Genomic DNA, 16,628 nt, shown 5'->3' on the forward strand with positions numbered 1-16,628 from the left:
GGCGGAACGCGATTCTGCGTCTGCTCGCGCAAGGAACTAGAGCCCCGCGCGGACCTGTTTGGCGGCGGCCACCATGTGCTCCAGCGACGCGGTCACCTCGTCCACATTGCGGGTCTTGAGCCCGCAGTCGGGATTGACCCAAAGGCGCCGCGAGGGAACGGCTTTGAGCGCCTCCCGCAACGACTCGGCCAGCTCCGAAGTGCTCGGCACCCGCGGTGAATGGATGTCGTAGACCCCCGGCCCGACGCTGTTGGAGAAGCCGATCGCGTTGAGATCGTCGAGCACCTCCATGTGCGAGCGGGCCGCTTCGATCGAGGTGACGTCGGCGTCCAGGTCGGCGATCGCGCCGATCACTTCGCCGAACTCCGAATAGCACAGGTGGGTGTGAATCTGGGTCGAGTCGGCGACACCGGAGGTGGCCAACCGGAAAGCTCCCACCGCCCACGTCAGATACTCGTCCTGCTCGGCGCGGCGCAACGGCAGCAGCTCCCGCAGCGCCGGCTCGTCGACCTGGATCACCGCGATCCCGGCCGACTGCAGGTCCACCGTCTCGTCCCGAATCGCCAGTGCCACTTGGTTTGCGGTGTCGGCCAGCGGCTGGTCGTCACGGACGAACGACCACGCCAGGATGGTCACCGGACCGGTCAGCATCCCCTTCACCGGCTTGTCGGTCAGCGACTGCGCATAGCTGATCCAGTCGACCGTCATCGGCTGCGGCCGGGACACGTCGCCGTAGAGGATAGGCGGACGGACACACCGGCTGCCGTAGGACTGCACCCAGCCGTTCTGGGTGGCGAAAAAGCCGTCCAGTTGCTCGGCGAAGTACTGCACCATGTCGTTGCGCTCGGGCTCCCCGTGTACCAGCACATCGAGCCCGAGTTGCTCCTGCAGCTTGACGACGTCGGCGATCTCGGCCTTCATCCGGCGCTCGTATTCGTCCTGGTCGATCTCGCCGGCGCGCAACGCCGCCCGGGCGACCCTGATCGCCGAAGTCTGCGGGTAGGAGCCGATCGTCGTGGTGGGCAGGGCCGGCAGATGCAGCCGCGCCTCCTGGCTGGCGCGACGCTCGGCCGGGTCACCGCGATGCGCGCCGGAGGCCACGATCGAATCGATCCGGGCCCGGACCTCGGCGTTGTGCAGCCGCGGATCGCGCTTGCGGTCGGCCACCGCGGCGTTGGATGCCGCGATTTCGTCGGCGACCGTCTCGCGCCCGTCGCGCAGCGCGCGGGCCAACACGACCACTTCATCCACTTTCTCGCGGCCGAAAGCCAGCCAGCTGCGCAGGTTCTCGTCCAGCCCGGTCTCCGGTTTGAGCGAGTACGGCACGTGCATGGTCGAGCACGACGTCGAAACCGCCACTGCCGCAGCCGAATTGCGCAAAGTCGTCAACTTGCCCAGCGCCGCTTCCAGGTCGGTGCGCCAGATGTTGCGTCCGTCCACGACACCGGCCACCACCGTCTTGCCGGCCAGATCCGGAACGGCCGCGACCGCTGTGCCCGCACCGGCGACCAGGTCGATACCGATCGCCTCAACCTGGGTGCGGGCCAGGCCCGCCAGGGCGGCACCCGGGTCGCCGAAATAGGTGGCGACATGAATGGCGGGTCGATTGCTTGCCGCGCACAACGCGGTGTAGACGGCCTCGGCCAGCGCGGGTGCGTCGGGGGAGATATCGGTGACCAGGGCGGGCTCGTCGAGTTGGACCCACCGAGCACCGCCGTCGGCGATCAGCGACAGCAGCTCGGTGTAGACCGGCAGCAATTCCTCGAGGCGCTCGATCGGTGCGCCGCCGCCGTCCACGGACTTGGCCAGCAGCAGGAACGTCACCGGCCCGATGACCACGGGACGGGCGGGAATCCCCAGGGCCTGAGCCTCTTTGAGCTCCGAGAGCACCTTGTCGGGGTTCAGCGCGAACCGGGTGGACGGCCCGATCTCGGGAACCAGGTAGTGGTAGTTGGTGTCGAACCACTTCGTCATCTCCAACGGCGAGATCTCGTCATTGCCGCGCGCCGCGGCGAAGTAGCGGTCAAGTTCGTCGGGAACGTCACCTACCCGTGGCGGCAGGGCCCCGAGCAGTACCGCGGTGTCGAGCATCTGGTCGTAGTAGGAGAAGGTATTCACGGGCACCGAGTCCAGGCCGGCTGCGGCCAGGTCCGACCAGGTGTCGCGGCGCAGCGAGGCGGCGACGGACTCCAGGTCGGCTCGGCTGGTACGTCCGGCCCAGTAGCCTTCGGTCGCGCGTTTGAGTTCGCGGCGCGGACCGATGCGGGGGCAGCCGGTGATGGTGGCGGTGAATGGTGTGGCGTTCACGAGCGGGTTCGTCCTTCGATCGACGGAGTGGACACCGCCCGCGGACGCGCAGCCGTCCGTTGGGCGTGTCGGACTGTCGTCAGTCGCATACACCTCAACGGGTGCGGCCAAACGCCCATTCCACGAGGCGATGAACCGCCGGACGCGGCGCGCCCGGCACAGCTGGCAGGTCTTCGGACTCGCAGGCGCGCACCGAGGTGGTGCTCCTAGTGACCGTCGCTTCCCAGCCCCCACGTTCGGGACCAGTGCTTGTCGAAAACGGCGTTCGTTCCTGCATACCGCTGCGGGACAGTCCCGGATTCCCACCGGGTTCCCTCTCGCGGGGCAAAAGTCGCCCCGCTCGATGCCGGCGTCACATGGTGCGACGACAACAGACCAGCTGCACGGTAGATGTTACTAGGCATGTCTGCGCCTCGTGTCGCTGCGCGGTCTCGAGTCGATACAACAGCCCGTAGAGCGTTAGCTCGACTCCCCGGCCGCGGTCAGTGCGTCCGCGATGGGCACATCGCCGTTGTTGAATTCGATGGTGCGGCCGACGGTCGAGTCGTCCGGCAACACGGCCGCCGCCACCAGCGCGACATCTTCGCGGGAAACCGCGCCCTTCGCTTCGCCCACCGCAATCCGGCCGGTCGCCGGGTCCAGCGTGAGCCGGCCCGGCCCCAGCACGGTCCAGTCGAGAGCACTGGCACGTAGGTGTTCATCGGCGGCCGCCTTGGCTTCTGCGTAGGCGAAGAACGAATCATCGGCGGGCACACCGTGATCGGGGCCGGCGCCGAAATACGACACCATCACGAACCGCGGCACGCCGGCCTGGCTGGCCGCATCGATCACCCGGATGGCGGCGTCGCGGTCCACCGCGTAGGTTCGCGCCGGGTCGCCGCCACCGGCCCCGGCCGAGAAGACGACGGCGTCGTGTCCGGACAGCAGGTCGGCCAGCGCGTCGGTGTCGAGACGCTCGATGTCGGCGACGGCAGGCTTCGCGCCGGTCGCAGCGACGTCGTCGGTGTGGTCGGGATTGCGGAATACCGAGGTCACGGCGTCGCCGCGGTCACTCAAGATGCGGGCCAGGTGTAGGGCGACTTTGCCGTGGCCGCCGATCACGATGATGTTCGCCATGATTCGACGCTACAGCTCGGAACGGATCGTCACTTGCCGCGAACGGCGACACCGCGCAGGACGGTGTCGCGGGCCAGGATGAGCGAGGCCCGGGTGCCGATGTCGCGCAGGATGTTCTCCGGAATCCACTGCATGCCGATGACGCAGCGGGCCAGCATCGTGGTCGACGGCGAGTCGATAGCGATCTCGCCGGACCGAGTCCCTTCGGAGAGCAGCGATTTCATCTGACGCAACCGCGTCGTGTACGACCAGCCCGGGTTCACCGCATCCCGGGGCGGGGACTGGCGCATCCAGGCGAGCTGGATCCGGAACTCGTCGGAAAACTGGTCCAGCGCATTGACGTTGACCCAACTCAGCGCGTCCAGCTTCGCCACGGGACTCGCCTGGGCGCGCAGCACGGCGATCCACCCGGCCTCCACCTTCTGGCCGAACGACCGCATGATCGACGCCAGCAGTTCGTCCTTGGACCCGATGACGCGATAGACGGTTCCGGTGCCCAGTCCGGCCGCGGCGGCGATGTCGCGGACGGTGGTGACTTCGTATCCCTTGCGGCCGAACTCCGTTCGTGCGACCGCACGCAGTTGGGCGGCCTTGTCACGGGGGTCGGCTTCGCTGTCGTCGGCCCACGTGTCGATGACGTCGCTGGCCGCGGTGAAAGCCGTCGAGCGGTCCAGCGGACCATCGTCAGGAGGACGAGATGCCAAGCCCTGCAATATTATCCGGCACAGCAGCGCTGCGACCTGATCGGCGGAGGAATTGTGCCGCATGACGTCGAGGCCGACCTGCAGCATGGTCTGGCAGATCCGGTCGGCCAACGTGGGAAGATCGACGTCGGCATTGATGTCGCCGCTCCACCTGGCGGCCCGCAGGGTCTGCAGCATCGCCTCCTGGATCGCGACCGGCCGCTGCCGCGTCAGCTTCATCAGCTCGGGGTCCGCGCTCGGGCCCTCGTAGAACGACATCTGCAGCGCGGCGCGGTGCCGCACAGCGCAGTTGGCGATCGCCTGGCCCAATTCGACGATCTTCCCGGCGGCGGGTCGCGAGTCGGCCTCGTCCAATTTCGTTTGGGCGCTTTGCCCGATGCGTTCCAGGTCGGCCTGATAGCGGCGGATCAATTCGACCAGGATCGCTTCTTTCGATTCGAAATGGTGGTACAGGCTGCCGGGAAGGATCCCTGCCGCATCGGCGATCTCCTGCAACGAAGTTCGCAGTCCGGAGGAGGCGATCAGGGACGCGGCGGTTTCGAGGATCTCGGCGCGGCGGGTACCGGTTTCGATGGCGCTGTCAGTCATGGCCCGCTGAACGGCGCTTCGAACGACCGGGCGGATCGCAGTGCGGAAACCATCGGAAATCCGTCCTCCTGCCGAACCAAATCTTTGTTAGAGGTTATCAGATTGGCTGCGGCAAACGCGCTGCTGAGCGACCTGCTCCGCATCGACGACCCCATCCTAGATGGGTGGGCCGGTCCAGTGGTCCAGCGCGACCACGTGCTCGACGGACGCCCGCGGAGCCGGCCGAAATGTGTGTCCGGCGCGCAGCCGGCCCACGGGCAGCAGGCAGCCCTGGACGTAGTCCGGGGGGATGCCGAGCAGTTCGGCCACGGCGGCCTCGTGATGCAGGTGCAGGGTGGTGATACAGGTGCCGTAGCCGCGGGTGTGCAAGGCCAGCTGAAAGTTCCACACGGCCGGGAAGATCGAGCCGTACAGCGTGGCCAGATGGAACGACTCGTCGCCCTCGATGCGAGGCAAATACGGCTGATAGCAGGGGATGACCAGCACCGGCACCCGCGACATGTTCTCGACCAACCACTCCGTCGACGACATCAACCGGCTCTCCGGGGTGCCGGCCGGCAGGAACCCGGCGAGCAATTGACCGCCTACCCGGCGCAGATACGCCTCGCGGTAGAGCCGCGCGATCTGCTCGCGCAACTGTGGGTCGGTGATCACCAACCATCGCCAGTTCTGTTGATTGGAACCGTTGGCCGCCTGCAGCCCGATCTGCAGACAGTCGCGGATCTCGGCTGGCTCGACCGGCGCGTCCAGATCGAGCGACTTGCGGGCCGACCGGGTGGCGTTCAGCAGGTAGGGGATGTCCATGATCAGCCGGTGCCGACGCCCAGTTGTGCGGCCACGCCGAACACTTCCTCGAAGATCGAGCCGGGCACGGTGAAGGGCTCGGTCGCCGAGATCTCGGACAGATGAGCCAGCACGTCGTCCGCAGTGGGCTCGCTGCCGGATTCGGCGAACCAGCCCTGGCCCAGACCCACAAAGACCCGGGCGAAACGTCCCGCGCAGGCCGAATAGTTGTGGTGGGTGAACCCGCAGTCGCGGCTAGCCAGGAATGCGACGATCGGCACCACCAGCTCGGGCTTGATCGCACTGAGGAAACCGATCTCTTCCAGCACCTTCGGGTCACCGACGGTTTCGGTCACCATGCGCGAAAACCCGAACGGCAGTACGGTATTGGACTGGATGCCGTGTTCGGAGCCCTCGATCGCGATGACGTTAGAAAGCCCCACCAGCCCGGATTTGGCCGCGGCGTAGTGGGCTTCCAGCGGCTGCCCGAACATGCCGGCCGAGGAGGAGACGAACACGAACCGGCCGTACTTCTGCGCTTTCATCAACCGGTAGGCGGGCTGACTCAGATAGAACCCGCCGTCGAGGTGCACGGTGAGCATGCGACGCCAATCGTCGGTGGACAGTTCGTCGAAGGCAACGCTGCCGAAGATGCCGGCGTTGCTCACCACCGCGTCGAGCCGGCCGAAATTCTCTACGGCAGCCGCCACGATCGCCTCGCCGCCTTCGGCGCTGGCCACCGAGTGATGCGAGGCCACCGCTGTTCCGCCGGCCGCCTTGATCTCGGCGACGACCTCGTCGGCGACGGTGGTATCGGAGCCTTCGCCGTGCATGGTTCCGCCGAGGTCGTTGACGACGACGGCGGCGCCCCGGCGAGCCAACTCCAGCGCGTACAAGCGGCCCAGGCCGCGGCCGGCTCCGGTGACGATCGCCACCTGGCCGGTGAAGTCGATCATCTGGCCTCCTTCTTGGATAGGAGCTTCCCGATTTCGGTGAGATAGCGGTCGGGTGCGCCGTTGAACGCGCTCCAACTCAGCAATCTCTTGAGGTAGAGGTGCGCGTCGTGTTCCCAGGTGAAACCGATGCCGCCGAAAACCTGGATTGCGGTGTCACCGACGGTGGCCAACCGCCCGGCGAATGCCTTGGCCCGCAGTGCCGCCGCGTGCCGCTCGGGCGGGCATGCGTCGGCCGCCCACAGAGCGTGGATCACCCCGCTGCGGGCCAACTCGACCGTCTCGTACATGTCGACACACAAGTGCTGCACAGCCTGGAACGACCCGATCGGTTGACCGAATTGCCTTCGCGTCTTGGCGTATTCGACGGCCATGTCCAGCACCGCCTGCGCGGCCCCGAGAGCGTCGGCGGCCATCGCGATGAGTACGTCATCCTCGACTGCGGCGACGGCATAAGGCTCCAGCGTGCCCAGCCGTCGTGCCTCGGCGTCGCGCAATTCGACCCGAAATTGCTTGCGCGTCTGGTCGATACCGCGTTCGGGCGTCACCACGACACCGGGATCGCCGGTGTCGATGGCGAAAACCCCGATGCCGTCGTCGTTTTCGGCCAGGATCAGCAGCACGTCGGCCGCGCCCGCGTCCGGGATGGCCACGGGTGGTGAGCAGACGCAAAAGCCCCCATTTCGGGACGAAATGAGGGGCTTTTGCGTCTGCTCGAGCCGCATGCCCCAGTCCGGGAACCTGCGCGATGCGTGGCGTCATCAAGGTCGCGCACGGCGAGGATGACGTGGTCGAGCGCGTCGAACACGACCTCAGCATGCCTGATCATTGGCAGCGGCGACCTCGACCAGTAGGTCATCGAGTCGTCGGCCCAGATTCCAGCCCAGATAGACGGCGAAATGAACCACGAGTTCCTCGAGTTCGTCACGGGTCATGTCACCCAGCGTGAGCGCCGCCCGAAGGTGTTCACGCACCTCCTCGTCGACGGTGCTCGACGCCGCGCTGCAGATGCTGATTATGCGTCGGTCGCGTCGGGTGAGATGCATTGCGCGGTCCCATATTTCGCCGTACAGGTAGTCGAGACGGGCCCGGCCCTGGAACGCGGTCGATGCCGCCGGCGGTTCGGTGCCGTGGATCCGGCGGTATGAGGCGACGCCGCGTTCCCGGCGGGCGTCGTCGTCGACGGGTGCGGCCCAGCGTTCGAAGTCGTGCGGTTGCGGCTGTTCCCCGGCTTCCTCGGCGATCTTGAACACGGCCGCCATCCCGTACATCTGCATCACCGAGGCCTTGGGCCAGCCGGCCTGCGTGCCGAAGTGCAGCACGAACTCGTCGAAATCCGGGTAGGCGATGTCGCCGCTTTTCAGGGCGGCGTAGACGTGCGTCTCGATCGGCAGCACCGATCCTGCTGCGCCGACACAGGTCAGCGTGATCCAGCGCCGGTCGCGCGCGGTCAGGACGCCGCGGCGCCACATCTCGCCGAAGACGTAGCCGATCACGCCGGCTTCGAGGTAGGCACCGGTCGGATCCGGGCTCGGGGTGGTCATGATGTGCTCGTACTCGGCCCGCGCGACCGCGAGCCGTTCCTCGCGAGTTGTCCAGTCGGCCATCAGAATCGCATGATCCAGCCGCCGTCCACCGAGATCGTCTGGCCGTTGATCCAGTCGCCCGCCGGTGAACACAGCAGCAGCATGGTGCCGATCAGGTCCGCCGGCGGGCCCGACGTCTTGCCGGGAATCTGGGCGGCGAGGACGTCGCGGAACGGCGAGTCCTTCGGCAGGCTCGCGTAACCGCTTTCGTTGGCGACCAATCCGGGTGCGATGCCGTTGACGTTGATGCCGCGCGATCCGAGCTCGGTGGCGAGGTTGCAGGTGAGCCCGTGCAGCGCATATTTCGACAGACCGTAGATCCCGCCGGACATGAACGCCCCGGCCGACAAGCCGTTCACGATCCGCCCACCACCGCGCTCGGACATCGACGCGACGACCGCCTGGGTGCACAGCAGCGGGCCGCGCAGATTGACGTTGAGGATCCGGTCCCAGTCCGGTACCGGCATGTTGGACAGGCCATAAGGCGGTAGGTCGGTCATGATCGCCGCGTTGTTGATCAGGATGTCGATGCCACCGAAGGCCGCGATTGCCTCGGCCGCCATCTGCGCGGCCGACTCGGCGGAGGTGACGTCGAGATGCACGGAGACAGCAGCAAAACCTCTGTCGTGCATCGCTTCTGCGCACCGGCGTGCGGCTTCGAGATTGATGTCTGCGATCACCACCGACGCGCCGACTTCGCAGAGCGCCTCCGCGTAGACCTCGCCGATGCCGCCGGCGCCACCGGTCACCACGGCGACCTTGCCGGTGAGGTCGAACAGTTCCTTCACGTCCATTCGAGCATTAGGCATCACTTGACCAATGAAGTCAAGTGCCTTAGTAATAAGTAATCTGACTTAAGGATGGTGCAATGACCGTCGACCTCCGCGTGCCCGACGTGCACCTGCACATCGGCGGTGAAACCCGCACGACCGGTTCCGGGGGTGTGCACCAGCACGTCTATCCGGCGACCGGAGAAGTCCAGGGGACGGTGCCGCTTGCCGGTCCCGACGACGTCGACGCCGCCGTCCGCGCCGCGCACGACGCGTACCCGCAGTGGCGCGCTCTCCGGCCCGCCGAGCGCGCGCGCCTGCTTCGAAGGCTCGGTGAATTGATGGAGCGCGACACCGCCGAGATCGCTCGGCTGTCGGTGCTCGACAACGGAATGTCGGCCGGGATGAGTCAGCCGCTGGTCGCCATCATGGCGAATTGGACTGCGTACTACGCGGGTTGGGCCGACAAGGTCGAAGGACGCGTCACTTCGTTCCCGGCCAACCAGCGCGAGTTGGCCTACTCGCTACCCGAGCCGTACGGCGTAGTCGGGATCATCCTCACCTGGAACGGTCCGGTCGTGTCGGTCGGCATGAAGCTGATCCCGGCCCTGGCCGCCGGCAACACGGTCGTGATGAAGCCGTCCGAACTCACACCGTATGCGACCGAACATCTGATGCGCTTGGTCAAAGAGGCGGGGATCCCCGACGGCGTCGTGAACCTGGTGCTGGGCGGACCACGGACCGGCGACGCACTGGTGCGCCATCCCCTGGTGCAGAAGGTCAGTTTCACCGGCGGACCGGTTACCGCACGGAAAATCCTTGCCGCGTGCGCCGATTCGCTCAAACCCGCGGTACTCGAACTCGGCGGCAAGTCCGCCAACATCCTGTTCCCGGACGCCGACCTCGACACGGCGGTAGCCGTCAACACATTCAGCGTCCTGGGCACCCTGGCGGGGCAGGGCTGCGCGATCCCGTCCCGCATGATCGTGCACGACGACATCTACGACGACGTCGTCGAACGTGTCCTGGCGATGGTGTCCGGCATGCGATGCGGCGATCCGTTCGACCCGGCAACGGTGATCAGCCCCGTGGTGACACGTGAAGCGCAACAGCGGATCCTGGACATGGTCGATCGGGCGCAACAGGACGGGGCGAAGTTGTTGACGGGCGGTCGGGCTCCCGCCGGGATGGCCGGTTTCTTCGTCGAACCGACCGTGCTCGGAGACGTGGACCCGGCATCGGAGCTCGGTCAGGTCGAGGTGTTCGGCCCGGTGCTCTCTTTGATGCGATTCCGGACCGAGGAACAGGCAATTCAGATGGCGAATTCGACCCAGTACGGGCTCGCCTCGTACGTCTACACCAAAGACATCGATCGGGTGCAACGGTTGGTGACCGCGCTCCGGGCCGGTGGCGTGTATGTCAACGGAGCGAGCCCGGTGACCGGCTGTGAACTCCCGTTCGGCGGCATCGGCGTCTCCGGGTTCGGCCGCGAGGGCGGCCAGGAAGGCTTGTTCGAGTTTCTCCGCACCAAGGCGGTGGGCATCGCATGACCAAGGCGTTGCAACTCGACGGGGCGGTCGCGGTGCTGACCGGCGCGGGCAGCGGCATCGGCCGGGCGACCGCGCTGGCATTCGCCGAACGCGGCGCATCGGTTGTGCTGAGCGATCTTTCGGCCGACCGCGTCGCCGAGGTCGTCGAACAGATCAGCGCGCTCGGGCGACCGGTGATCGGACTGGCGGCCGACGTCACCGTCGAAGCGGACCTGGAAAAGCTGCGGGACGCCGCTCTGCAACGGTTCGGGCGATTCGACGTGGTGATGAACAACGTCGGCGTGCTCGCGATCGGTGCGCCCGAGGCGCTGCCCGACGAAGCCTGGGTCCGCACGATCGACGTCAATCTGTTCAGTGTCGCTCGCAGTAACCGGGTCTTCCTGCCGGGTCTGATCGCGCAGGGCCGCGGTCACATGATCAACACCGCGTCCGCCTCGGGACTGCTGAGCTACGGCTTCGACCGGCTGCCGTATGTCGCCTCCAAGCACGCGATTGTCGGTGTCTCCGAAGCGCTGGCGGTTTACCTCGGGCCGAAAGGGGTTGGGGTGACCTGCCTTTGCCCGTCAGGGGTGATCACCAACATCCTGGAAGGCATCACCGCCTACGGCGACGCCCCGCTGTCACCTCGCGCTCCGGCATACCCCATCGTGAGTCCGGAGGAGGTCGCCCGCCTGACCGCCGACGCCGTCGAGGCCGGACAGTTTCTGGTCGTGACGGCACCGCAGGTGCACGACGCGCTGCGGGCGCGCGCCGAAGACATCGAGGCATACGTGCAGGCGAACATCGGCGCGCAGGAATGAGCGCGCTGCGGGTCGGCTTCGTGGGCCTTGGCTCTCAGGGTGGCCCGATGGCGCGCAGGATCATCGAGGACGGGTTCCCGACGACGCTGTGGGCCCGCCGGCGCGAGTCGCTCGCACCGTTCGACGGCGCGGCCGTCGCAGCCGACCGTAAGGCCCTCGGCGCTGCGTCGGATGTGTTGTGTCTGTGCGTGATCGACGACGCCGACGTCGACGAAGTGCTGCGCGGGGACGATGGGGCGCTGGCCGGTATGGCCCCGGGTGGAATCGTGGTGATTCACAGCACCGTTCATCCGGGCACCTGCCGTCGGCTTGCCGCCGACTACCCGGATCTGCACTTTGTGGACGCTCCCGTCTCCGGCGGCGGGCATCTGGCCGCCGCGAAATCGCTGCTGGTCATGGTCGGCGGCGATGACGATACGGTCCAGCGATGCCGGCCCGTCCTGGACACGTTTGCCAATCCGCTCATCCACCTCGGCGCGTTGGGTGCCGGGCAGGCGGCGAAGTTGTTGAACAACTCGCTGTTCACCGCGCACCTGGGGCTGGCGGCCGAGACGTTCGCCGCCGCCCGTCGACTCGGGGTGGACGTCGAGGGTTTGACCCGTGTCCTGTCCACGGGCAGCAGTCGCAGCTACGCCGGCGAGGTGATCGCGAACTCGGGCCACACGCTTGCGGTGATTGCCGGGTTGGCCGGACCGCTGCTGGCCAAGGACGTCGGCATTCTGGCCGATGTGCTGGGGGCCAGCCCATCCGGTCTGCTCCAGACGGCTACGGCCACCGTCGACGCGATGCATGCGTAATGATCAGATGATGACGACTCGGACCGGACCCGCGCCGACGACGGCGTTGCAGTTGCTGCTGGCGGCAGAGCGCTTGTTCGCCGAACACGGACTCGCCGGAATCTCTTTGCGGCAGATATCGATCGAGGCGGGCTCGTCGAACAATTCGGCGATCCGCTACCACTTCGGCTCCAAGGACGATCTGCTGCGCGCGATCTTCGCCTACCGGCTGAACGACCTGATGCAACGTCGGGCGTTGCTCAGGGCCAGAGCCGATCCGGGCGACCTTCGCGCCCAGCTGGAGGCGCACGTCCTGCCGCTGATCGAGCTGGCGGAGTCACCCGACAGCTCGTATGTGTCGTTCATCGAGCAGCTGCAGCGCGCCGGTGCGGTTGAGGTTTTCCTGCATCAGCCCGACGCGATGCAGTCGGCGCAGGACTTCAGTTCGGGCATGCAAAGCTTGCTGCCGCACATCCCGGAACCGGTGCGCACCATGCGAATTCAGCAAGCTCAAGACCTCGCCGTGCACCTCGCCGCCGAACGCGAACGTGCGATCCGGCGCGGTGATGCGGTGGTGGCGTTCGCCTTGTTCGTCAGCGGCGTCGTCGACGGGCTCGCCGGCTTTCTCGAGGCGCCGGCCTCGCCGGAGACTTCGCGGCTCATTGCCCGCGGCTGAGCGGCAGCGCGGCGACGGCAACGACCGCCCTGGTTCTCACCCGCGTCGGCTTCGTCGGTCACACGACGAGTCGACAACCGCTTCCGCCCTAGATCAAGCGACGTAGCACGCCGGTGGTCAGCATGCGCCGTAAGCTCCGACGGTCGAGCTTGCCGCTGGGCAACGTGGGGATGTCGTCGCTCGTCGCGATTGCCCAGCTGGTTGGAACCTTGTAGCTGGACAACTGTTTTCGGGCTCGCGCGGCCAGGGACGAGACGTCGATCGTCGCTGTCGCCGCGACCACGACGGCGCACACCTGCTCGCCCCGCTCTTGGTCGTCGATCCCGACGACGACGCACTGCGCGACATCGTCGAATTCCTCGATGACCGCCTCGACCTCGAGTGGGGAGACATTGGCGCCCGCCGTCTTGATGAGTTCGCTGGTTCGTCCCACATAGAACAGGCGCGGATCGTCTTGTTTTCGATAGACGCGGTCCCCCGTGTGATACCAGCCGTCAGCATCGAAGGTTTCCCACCGCTCCCGCTTGTTGTATCCGGCCATTGCCCCGACGCCGCGGATGAGGAGCTCGCCGGTGGACCCTTCGGGAACCGGCGCACCCTGGTCGTCGACGATGCTCATCTCGGTGAACGCGAAACCGCCTGCGGTCTCAGACATGGTGCGGTGGACGGGAAATCCGTCCGGCACGTTGATCATCGCAAGGTCCAGCGGGCCGTCACGCAGCATCGGTGCGCTGCTGAGGTCGCGCGCCGCGAAGGTCGGGTGCTCTCGCAACCTTTGGGTGAAGGCAGGCCACCCGACGATCCCGGTGGCGCGTTCCTGTTCGAGAAGATCCAGCGCCGTGCCAGGGTCGAGGCGCGGCATCACCAGCAGCGTTACGGGTTCGTGCAATGCCCCGGTCGCGGCGAGCAGGCCGCCGATCCAGAAAAACGGCATGGCGCACAAGATCTTTGGCGGGGACGCGGGCCCGGTGAGCGCCTTGATCGCGGTGGGCCAGGTCGAGGTCTGCCGCACCACCGTGCCGTGGCTGTGCAGCACCCCTTTGGGATCGGCGGTTGATCCCGAGGTGTGCACCATGATCGCCAGATCTGCGGGGGAGACCTCGTCTTGGACCGCCGCCAGCACTTCGCCGGAGACGCCACCGGCACCGGATGCATTCCAGGTGGTCGCCCATTGGCGGTCCGTCTCGCCGGTGAGCACGATACGACGCAAGAACGGTGCGGCGGGCAGCGCCAGTCGGCCCGCTCGCTGATCGGCTAGCTGCGACAGTGCGGCTTCGAATCGTTCGGTGACGTCGGTGTCCAGCAGCCGGCTGGGTGCGATCAGCAACCCGATGTCCGCCAGCCGCAGTACTTTTGCGAGCTCTGCCGGCGTGTACATGGTGCTCAGCGGAACGGCCAGGGCACCGATCCGCGACACGGCCAGCCACCAGTTGACCCACTCCGTGCCGTTGGGAAAGAACAGGCCTACCCGACTGCCCTTCCCGACGCCTTCGCGCAGCAACCACCGCGCGATCTTCGCCGAGTCCCGTTCCGCGTCCTGGTAGGTGATGCGTTCGGTTGGCGTGACCAAATAGGTTTCCTGGCCGAAGCGACGCACGCTCTGCGCCAGCAGGGCGGGAAGCGTGAGTGGCTGGGTCACGTCGGAGCGTCAGAACTTCGCGACCGCGCCGGCGTCGACGGGCAGTGCTGCGCCCGTGATGTACTGCGCCTCGTCGGACGCCAGGAAGAGCACGGCGTTGCTGACGGCGCGTGCCTCGATCAGCGGCTTGGGCAACAGGTGGAACTGCCCGATGATCTCCGCGGCATCGTGCACGGTCGGGTCGGGCAGATCGGGTCGCAGCGTCCGGCAGAACCAATCGTTGTCGAGCATCGGAGTCAGGATGTTGCCGGGATGGATGGAGTTGACCCGAATCCACTGCGGGGCAAGCTCATTGGCCAACGAATTCATCAGGCCGACGACGGCGTGCTTCGCCGACGCGTAGTGGGCCATATAGCCTCCGCCGCGAATACCGAGCATCGAACTGACCAGGATGATCGAGCCGCCGCCGTTGGTCATATGCGGCAGCGCGGCTTTCACCGTCTGCCACACGCCGGTCAGGTTGATGTCCAGCATCGTCTGCCACGCCGACTGCTCGATCAACGCGGCCGGCGAAGGCACGCCGCTGATACCGGCGTTGGCGACGACGATGTCGAGGCCACCCAGTTCGGCGACTCCCTGCTCGAGCGCGGCACGCAAACTTTCCACGTCCCGCACGTCGGCTTTCGCAGTGACGATGCGCCGGCCGGACTTCTCGACGAGGTCCGCGGTGTCGGCCAGGTCGGCCTCGGTCGCTCCCGGGTAGGCGACACCGTCGATGTCCTCGCAGACATCGACCGCGATGATGTCGGCGCCTTCCTCGGCCAGTCGGATCGCGTGCTCACGACCCTGACCCCGGGCCGCACCGGTGATGAACGCGACTTTGCCGGCGACCCTGCCGACCGTGTTGCCTGCCATTGGGACCTTTCGTGTGGATTGTCGGCCCTGACGCTACGCGTCGAAGACGACCGGGCGGTGTCGGCATTCATTGGTCCTCTCCGAGGTCGCCGAGATCCTTGGGTGCGGAGATCTCCGTGGGTTCCGAGCGTCCGCGCAGCACGGTGCGGCCGAACCCGACCCAATGCCGGCGCTCCGCGTTGTCGGCGCGATCGATGACGGCGGCAGAACACAGGATCGGTCGCTCGGAGGTTTTCGCGAGATCGGCCAGCCGAGCAGCCTCGTTGACCGGGTCACCGATCACGGTGTATTCGTAGCGGTCTTCAGCGCCGATGTTGCCGGCGAAGACGGAACCGGCTGAGACTCCGAGCCCGAAGTCAATGACCAACTCCTGCAACTGGTTTCCCAGATCGCGTGCCGTCGCCAAAGCTGCGGACGCCGAGTTTTCGGTGTGCGGCGGCACCCCGAAGACGGCCAGTGCGGCGTCGCCCTGAAACTTGTTGACGAAACCACCGTGGTGGGCGACGGCGCTCACGACGACCCGGAAGAAGTCGTTGAGCAATCCGGCGACCTGCTGGGGTGGGCGGCTGGATGCCAATTGTGTCGAGCCGGCCAAATCGATGAACAGGACCGCGGCCTCGCAGACATCTCCGGTCAACGAGGTGCCCTGTTCCAGGGCGCGGCGCGCGACGTCTGGGCCGACGTGTCGCCCGAACAGGTCACGTACCCGGTCGCGTTCGGCGAGCCCAGCGACCATACCGTTGAATCCGCGTTGCAGGCGGCCGATTTCGGAGCGTTCCGATACGCCGACGGCGGTATCGATGTGTCCTTGTTCGACCTGTGCCATGGCGTCGACGACTTCACGGATGGGATCTGAAATCGATTGCGATGTAAGGATCATCGTCGGCAGCCCGATCAGTACGGCCGCCAGCGACATGACCACGACCGGAACGTCCACCGAGGCTGTCTGCGGGATGATCCATCCGTTGGACCGCAGCAGTACCAGCGCGGCGATGGCGCCGCAGGGCAGTGCGCCGCACAACATCCACATGCTGAGCAGTCGCGGCAGGACTCCGGGGGCAAAGACGCCCTCTTCATACTCGGCTGCGGCAGCGACCACGGTGCGGCGCAGCAGGCGATGCGTGAGCAACAGACCCAAGCACGCCGCGGCGGCACCGCCGAGCGCTGCGCCCAAGAGCGTGGGGACTGCGACACTTATCCCGCCGTCGAGGTTGAGCAGCAGCGAGATTGCGCCGCTGACGGCCCATGTCGCGACCAGGATGGTGGATTGTCGGGTGATGATCTTCGTCGCGCTCGGGAGTCGAACTGGACCGGGTTCGGGCGCCGTGGCCAGTGAGCGGGATAGTGAGGCGATGTTCAGTACGCCGCCGACGGCCACGGCGACAGTTCCCAAGCCCACCAGGACGGCGGAGATGATCACGTTCGCACGGGTGAAATAGGCGTGCGCCCCACTGAACGCGTGGCCGCCGATCGGTATCACGATCGCGGTGGCTGCGGTGACCGACAGCAGATACGCGCACGCCAG

Annotated in this window: 14 protein-coding genes, 1 pseudogene and 1 riboswitch; of the genes and pseudogenes, 4 read left to right on the top strand and 11 right to left on the bottom strand. The window is 66.7% G+C overall.

The genetic code is table 11. From position 1 onward, the window contains the following. Positions 1-36 precede the first annotated feature (36 nt). From metE to AC5Y47_RS15095, 8 genes and pseudogenes are all read right to left on the bottom strand, one after another. Entirely contained in the window at positions 37-2,307 is a 2,271-nt protein-coding gene (gene metE, locus AC5Y47_RS15060) for a 5-methyltetrahydropteroyltriglutamate--homocysteine S-methyltransferase (protein WP_499944807.1), read from the bottom strand. Between the two features lie 147 nt (positions 2,308-2,454). Then, a riboswitch (cobalamin riboswitch) is annotated at positions 2,455-2,702 on the bottom strand. A 64-nt stretch (positions 2,703-2,766) separates the two neighbouring features. Next, a complete protein-coding gene (locus AC5Y47_RS15065) occupies positions 2,767-3,423 on the bottom strand; it encodes an SDR family oxidoreductase (protein WP_499944808.1) in 657 nt (218 codons plus the stop codon). A 29-nt stretch (positions 3,424-3,452) separates the two neighbouring features. After that, a complete protein-coding gene (locus AC5Y47_RS15070) occupies positions 3,453-4,715 on the bottom strand; it encodes a TetR/AcrR family transcriptional regulator (RefSeq protein ID WP_499944809.1) in 1,263 nt (420 codons plus the stop codon). 156 nt (positions 4,716-4,871) lie between these two features. Further along, entirely contained in the window at positions 4,872-5,519 is a 648-nt protein-coding gene (locus AC5Y47_RS15075; protein ID WP_499944810.1) for a nitroreductase family protein, read from the bottom strand. Between the two features lie 2 nt (positions 5,520-5,521). Further along, the gene (locus AC5Y47_RS15080) at positions 5,522-6,454 is read right to left on the bottom strand and encodes an SDR family NAD(P)-dependent oxidoreductase (RefSeq protein WP_499944811.1); all 933 of its coding nucleotides are present in this window, start codon (positions 6,452-6,454) and stop codon (positions 5,522-5,524) included. Then, positions 6,451-7,101: pseudogene (locus AC5Y47_RS15085) on the bottom strand (acyl-CoA dehydrogenase family protein); the annotation flags it as partial. The pseudogene AC5Y47_RS15085 and the gene AC5Y47_RS15080, both read right to left, overlap by 4 nt. Positions 7,102-7,263: 162 nt before the next feature. Then, positions 7,264-8,058, bottom strand: a complete 795-nt coding sequence (locus AC5Y47_RS15090; protein ID WP_499944812.1) for a carboxymuconolactone decarboxylase family protein — start codon at positions 8,056-8,058, stop codon at positions 7,264-7,266. Then, complete coding sequence (locus AC5Y47_RS15095) at positions 8,058-8,831, bottom strand: SDR family oxidoreductase (RefSeq protein ID WP_499944813.1); 774 nt, start codon at positions 8,829-8,831, stop codon at positions 8,058-8,060. The genes AC5Y47_RS15090 and AC5Y47_RS15095 overlap by 1 nt, the downstream gene beginning before the upstream one ends. 74 nt (positions 8,832-8,905) lie before the next feature. Here AC5Y47_RS15095 and AC5Y47_RS15100 point away from each other — a divergent pair, with 74 nt between their 5' ends. Genes AC5Y47_RS15100 through AC5Y47_RS15115 form a run of 4 tightly spaced genes read left to right on the top strand, consistent with a single transcriptional unit; the run spans position 8,906 to position 12,609 of the window. Next, positions 8,906-10,357: an aldehyde dehydrogenase family protein gene (locus tag AC5Y47_RS15100; RefSeq protein WP_499944814.1), complete on the top strand. Its 1,452-nt coding sequence runs from the start codon at positions 8,906-8,908 to the stop codon at positions 10,355-10,357. Next, the gene (locus tag AC5Y47_RS15105) at positions 10,354-11,157 is read left to right on the top strand and encodes an SDR family oxidoreductase (RefSeq protein ID WP_499944815.1); all 804 of its coding nucleotides are present in this window, start codon (positions 10,354-10,356) and stop codon (positions 11,155-11,157) included. The genes AC5Y47_RS15100 and AC5Y47_RS15105 overlap by 4 nt, the downstream gene beginning before the upstream one ends. Before the next feature lie 5 nt (positions 11,158-11,162). Then, positions 11,163-11,954, top strand: a complete 792-nt coding sequence (locus tag AC5Y47_RS15110; protein ID WP_499944972.1) for an NAD(P)-dependent oxidoreductase — start codon at positions 11,163-11,165, stop codon at positions 11,952-11,954. Positions 11,955-11,964: 10 nt separating this feature from the next. Next, the gene (locus AC5Y47_RS15115) at positions 11,965-12,609 is read left to right on the top strand and encodes a TetR/AcrR family transcriptional regulator (protein ID WP_499944816.1); all 645 of its coding nucleotides are present in this window, start codon (positions 11,965-11,967) and stop codon (positions 12,607-12,609) included. 88 nt (positions 12,610-12,697) lie between these two features. Here the strand turns inward: AC5Y47_RS15115 and AC5Y47_RS15120 are convergent, their stop codons facing one another. From AC5Y47_RS15120 to AC5Y47_RS15130, 3 genes are all read right to left on the bottom strand, one after another. Next, positions 12,698-14,248 (bottom strand): class I adenylate-forming enzyme family protein, encoded by a 1,551-nt coding sequence (locus AC5Y47_RS15120; RefSeq protein WP_499944817.1) that lies wholly within the window; start codon positions 14,246-14,248, stop codon positions 12,698-12,700. Between the two features lie 9 nt (positions 14,249-14,257). Beyond that, entirely contained in the window at positions 14,258-15,103 is an 846-nt protein-coding gene (locus AC5Y47_RS15125; RefSeq protein ID WP_499944818.1) for a mycofactocin-coupled SDR family oxidoreductase, read from the bottom strand. Positions 15,104-15,170: 67 nt separating this feature from the next. After that, positions 15,171-16,628: an adenylate/guanylate cyclase domain-containing protein gene (locus tag AC5Y47_RS15130; protein ID WP_499944974.1), complete on the bottom strand. Its 1,458-nt coding sequence runs from the start codon at positions 16,626-16,628 to the stop codon at positions 15,171-15,173.

This window comes from Mycobacterium sp. NGS22 (genome assembly GCF_059813095.1).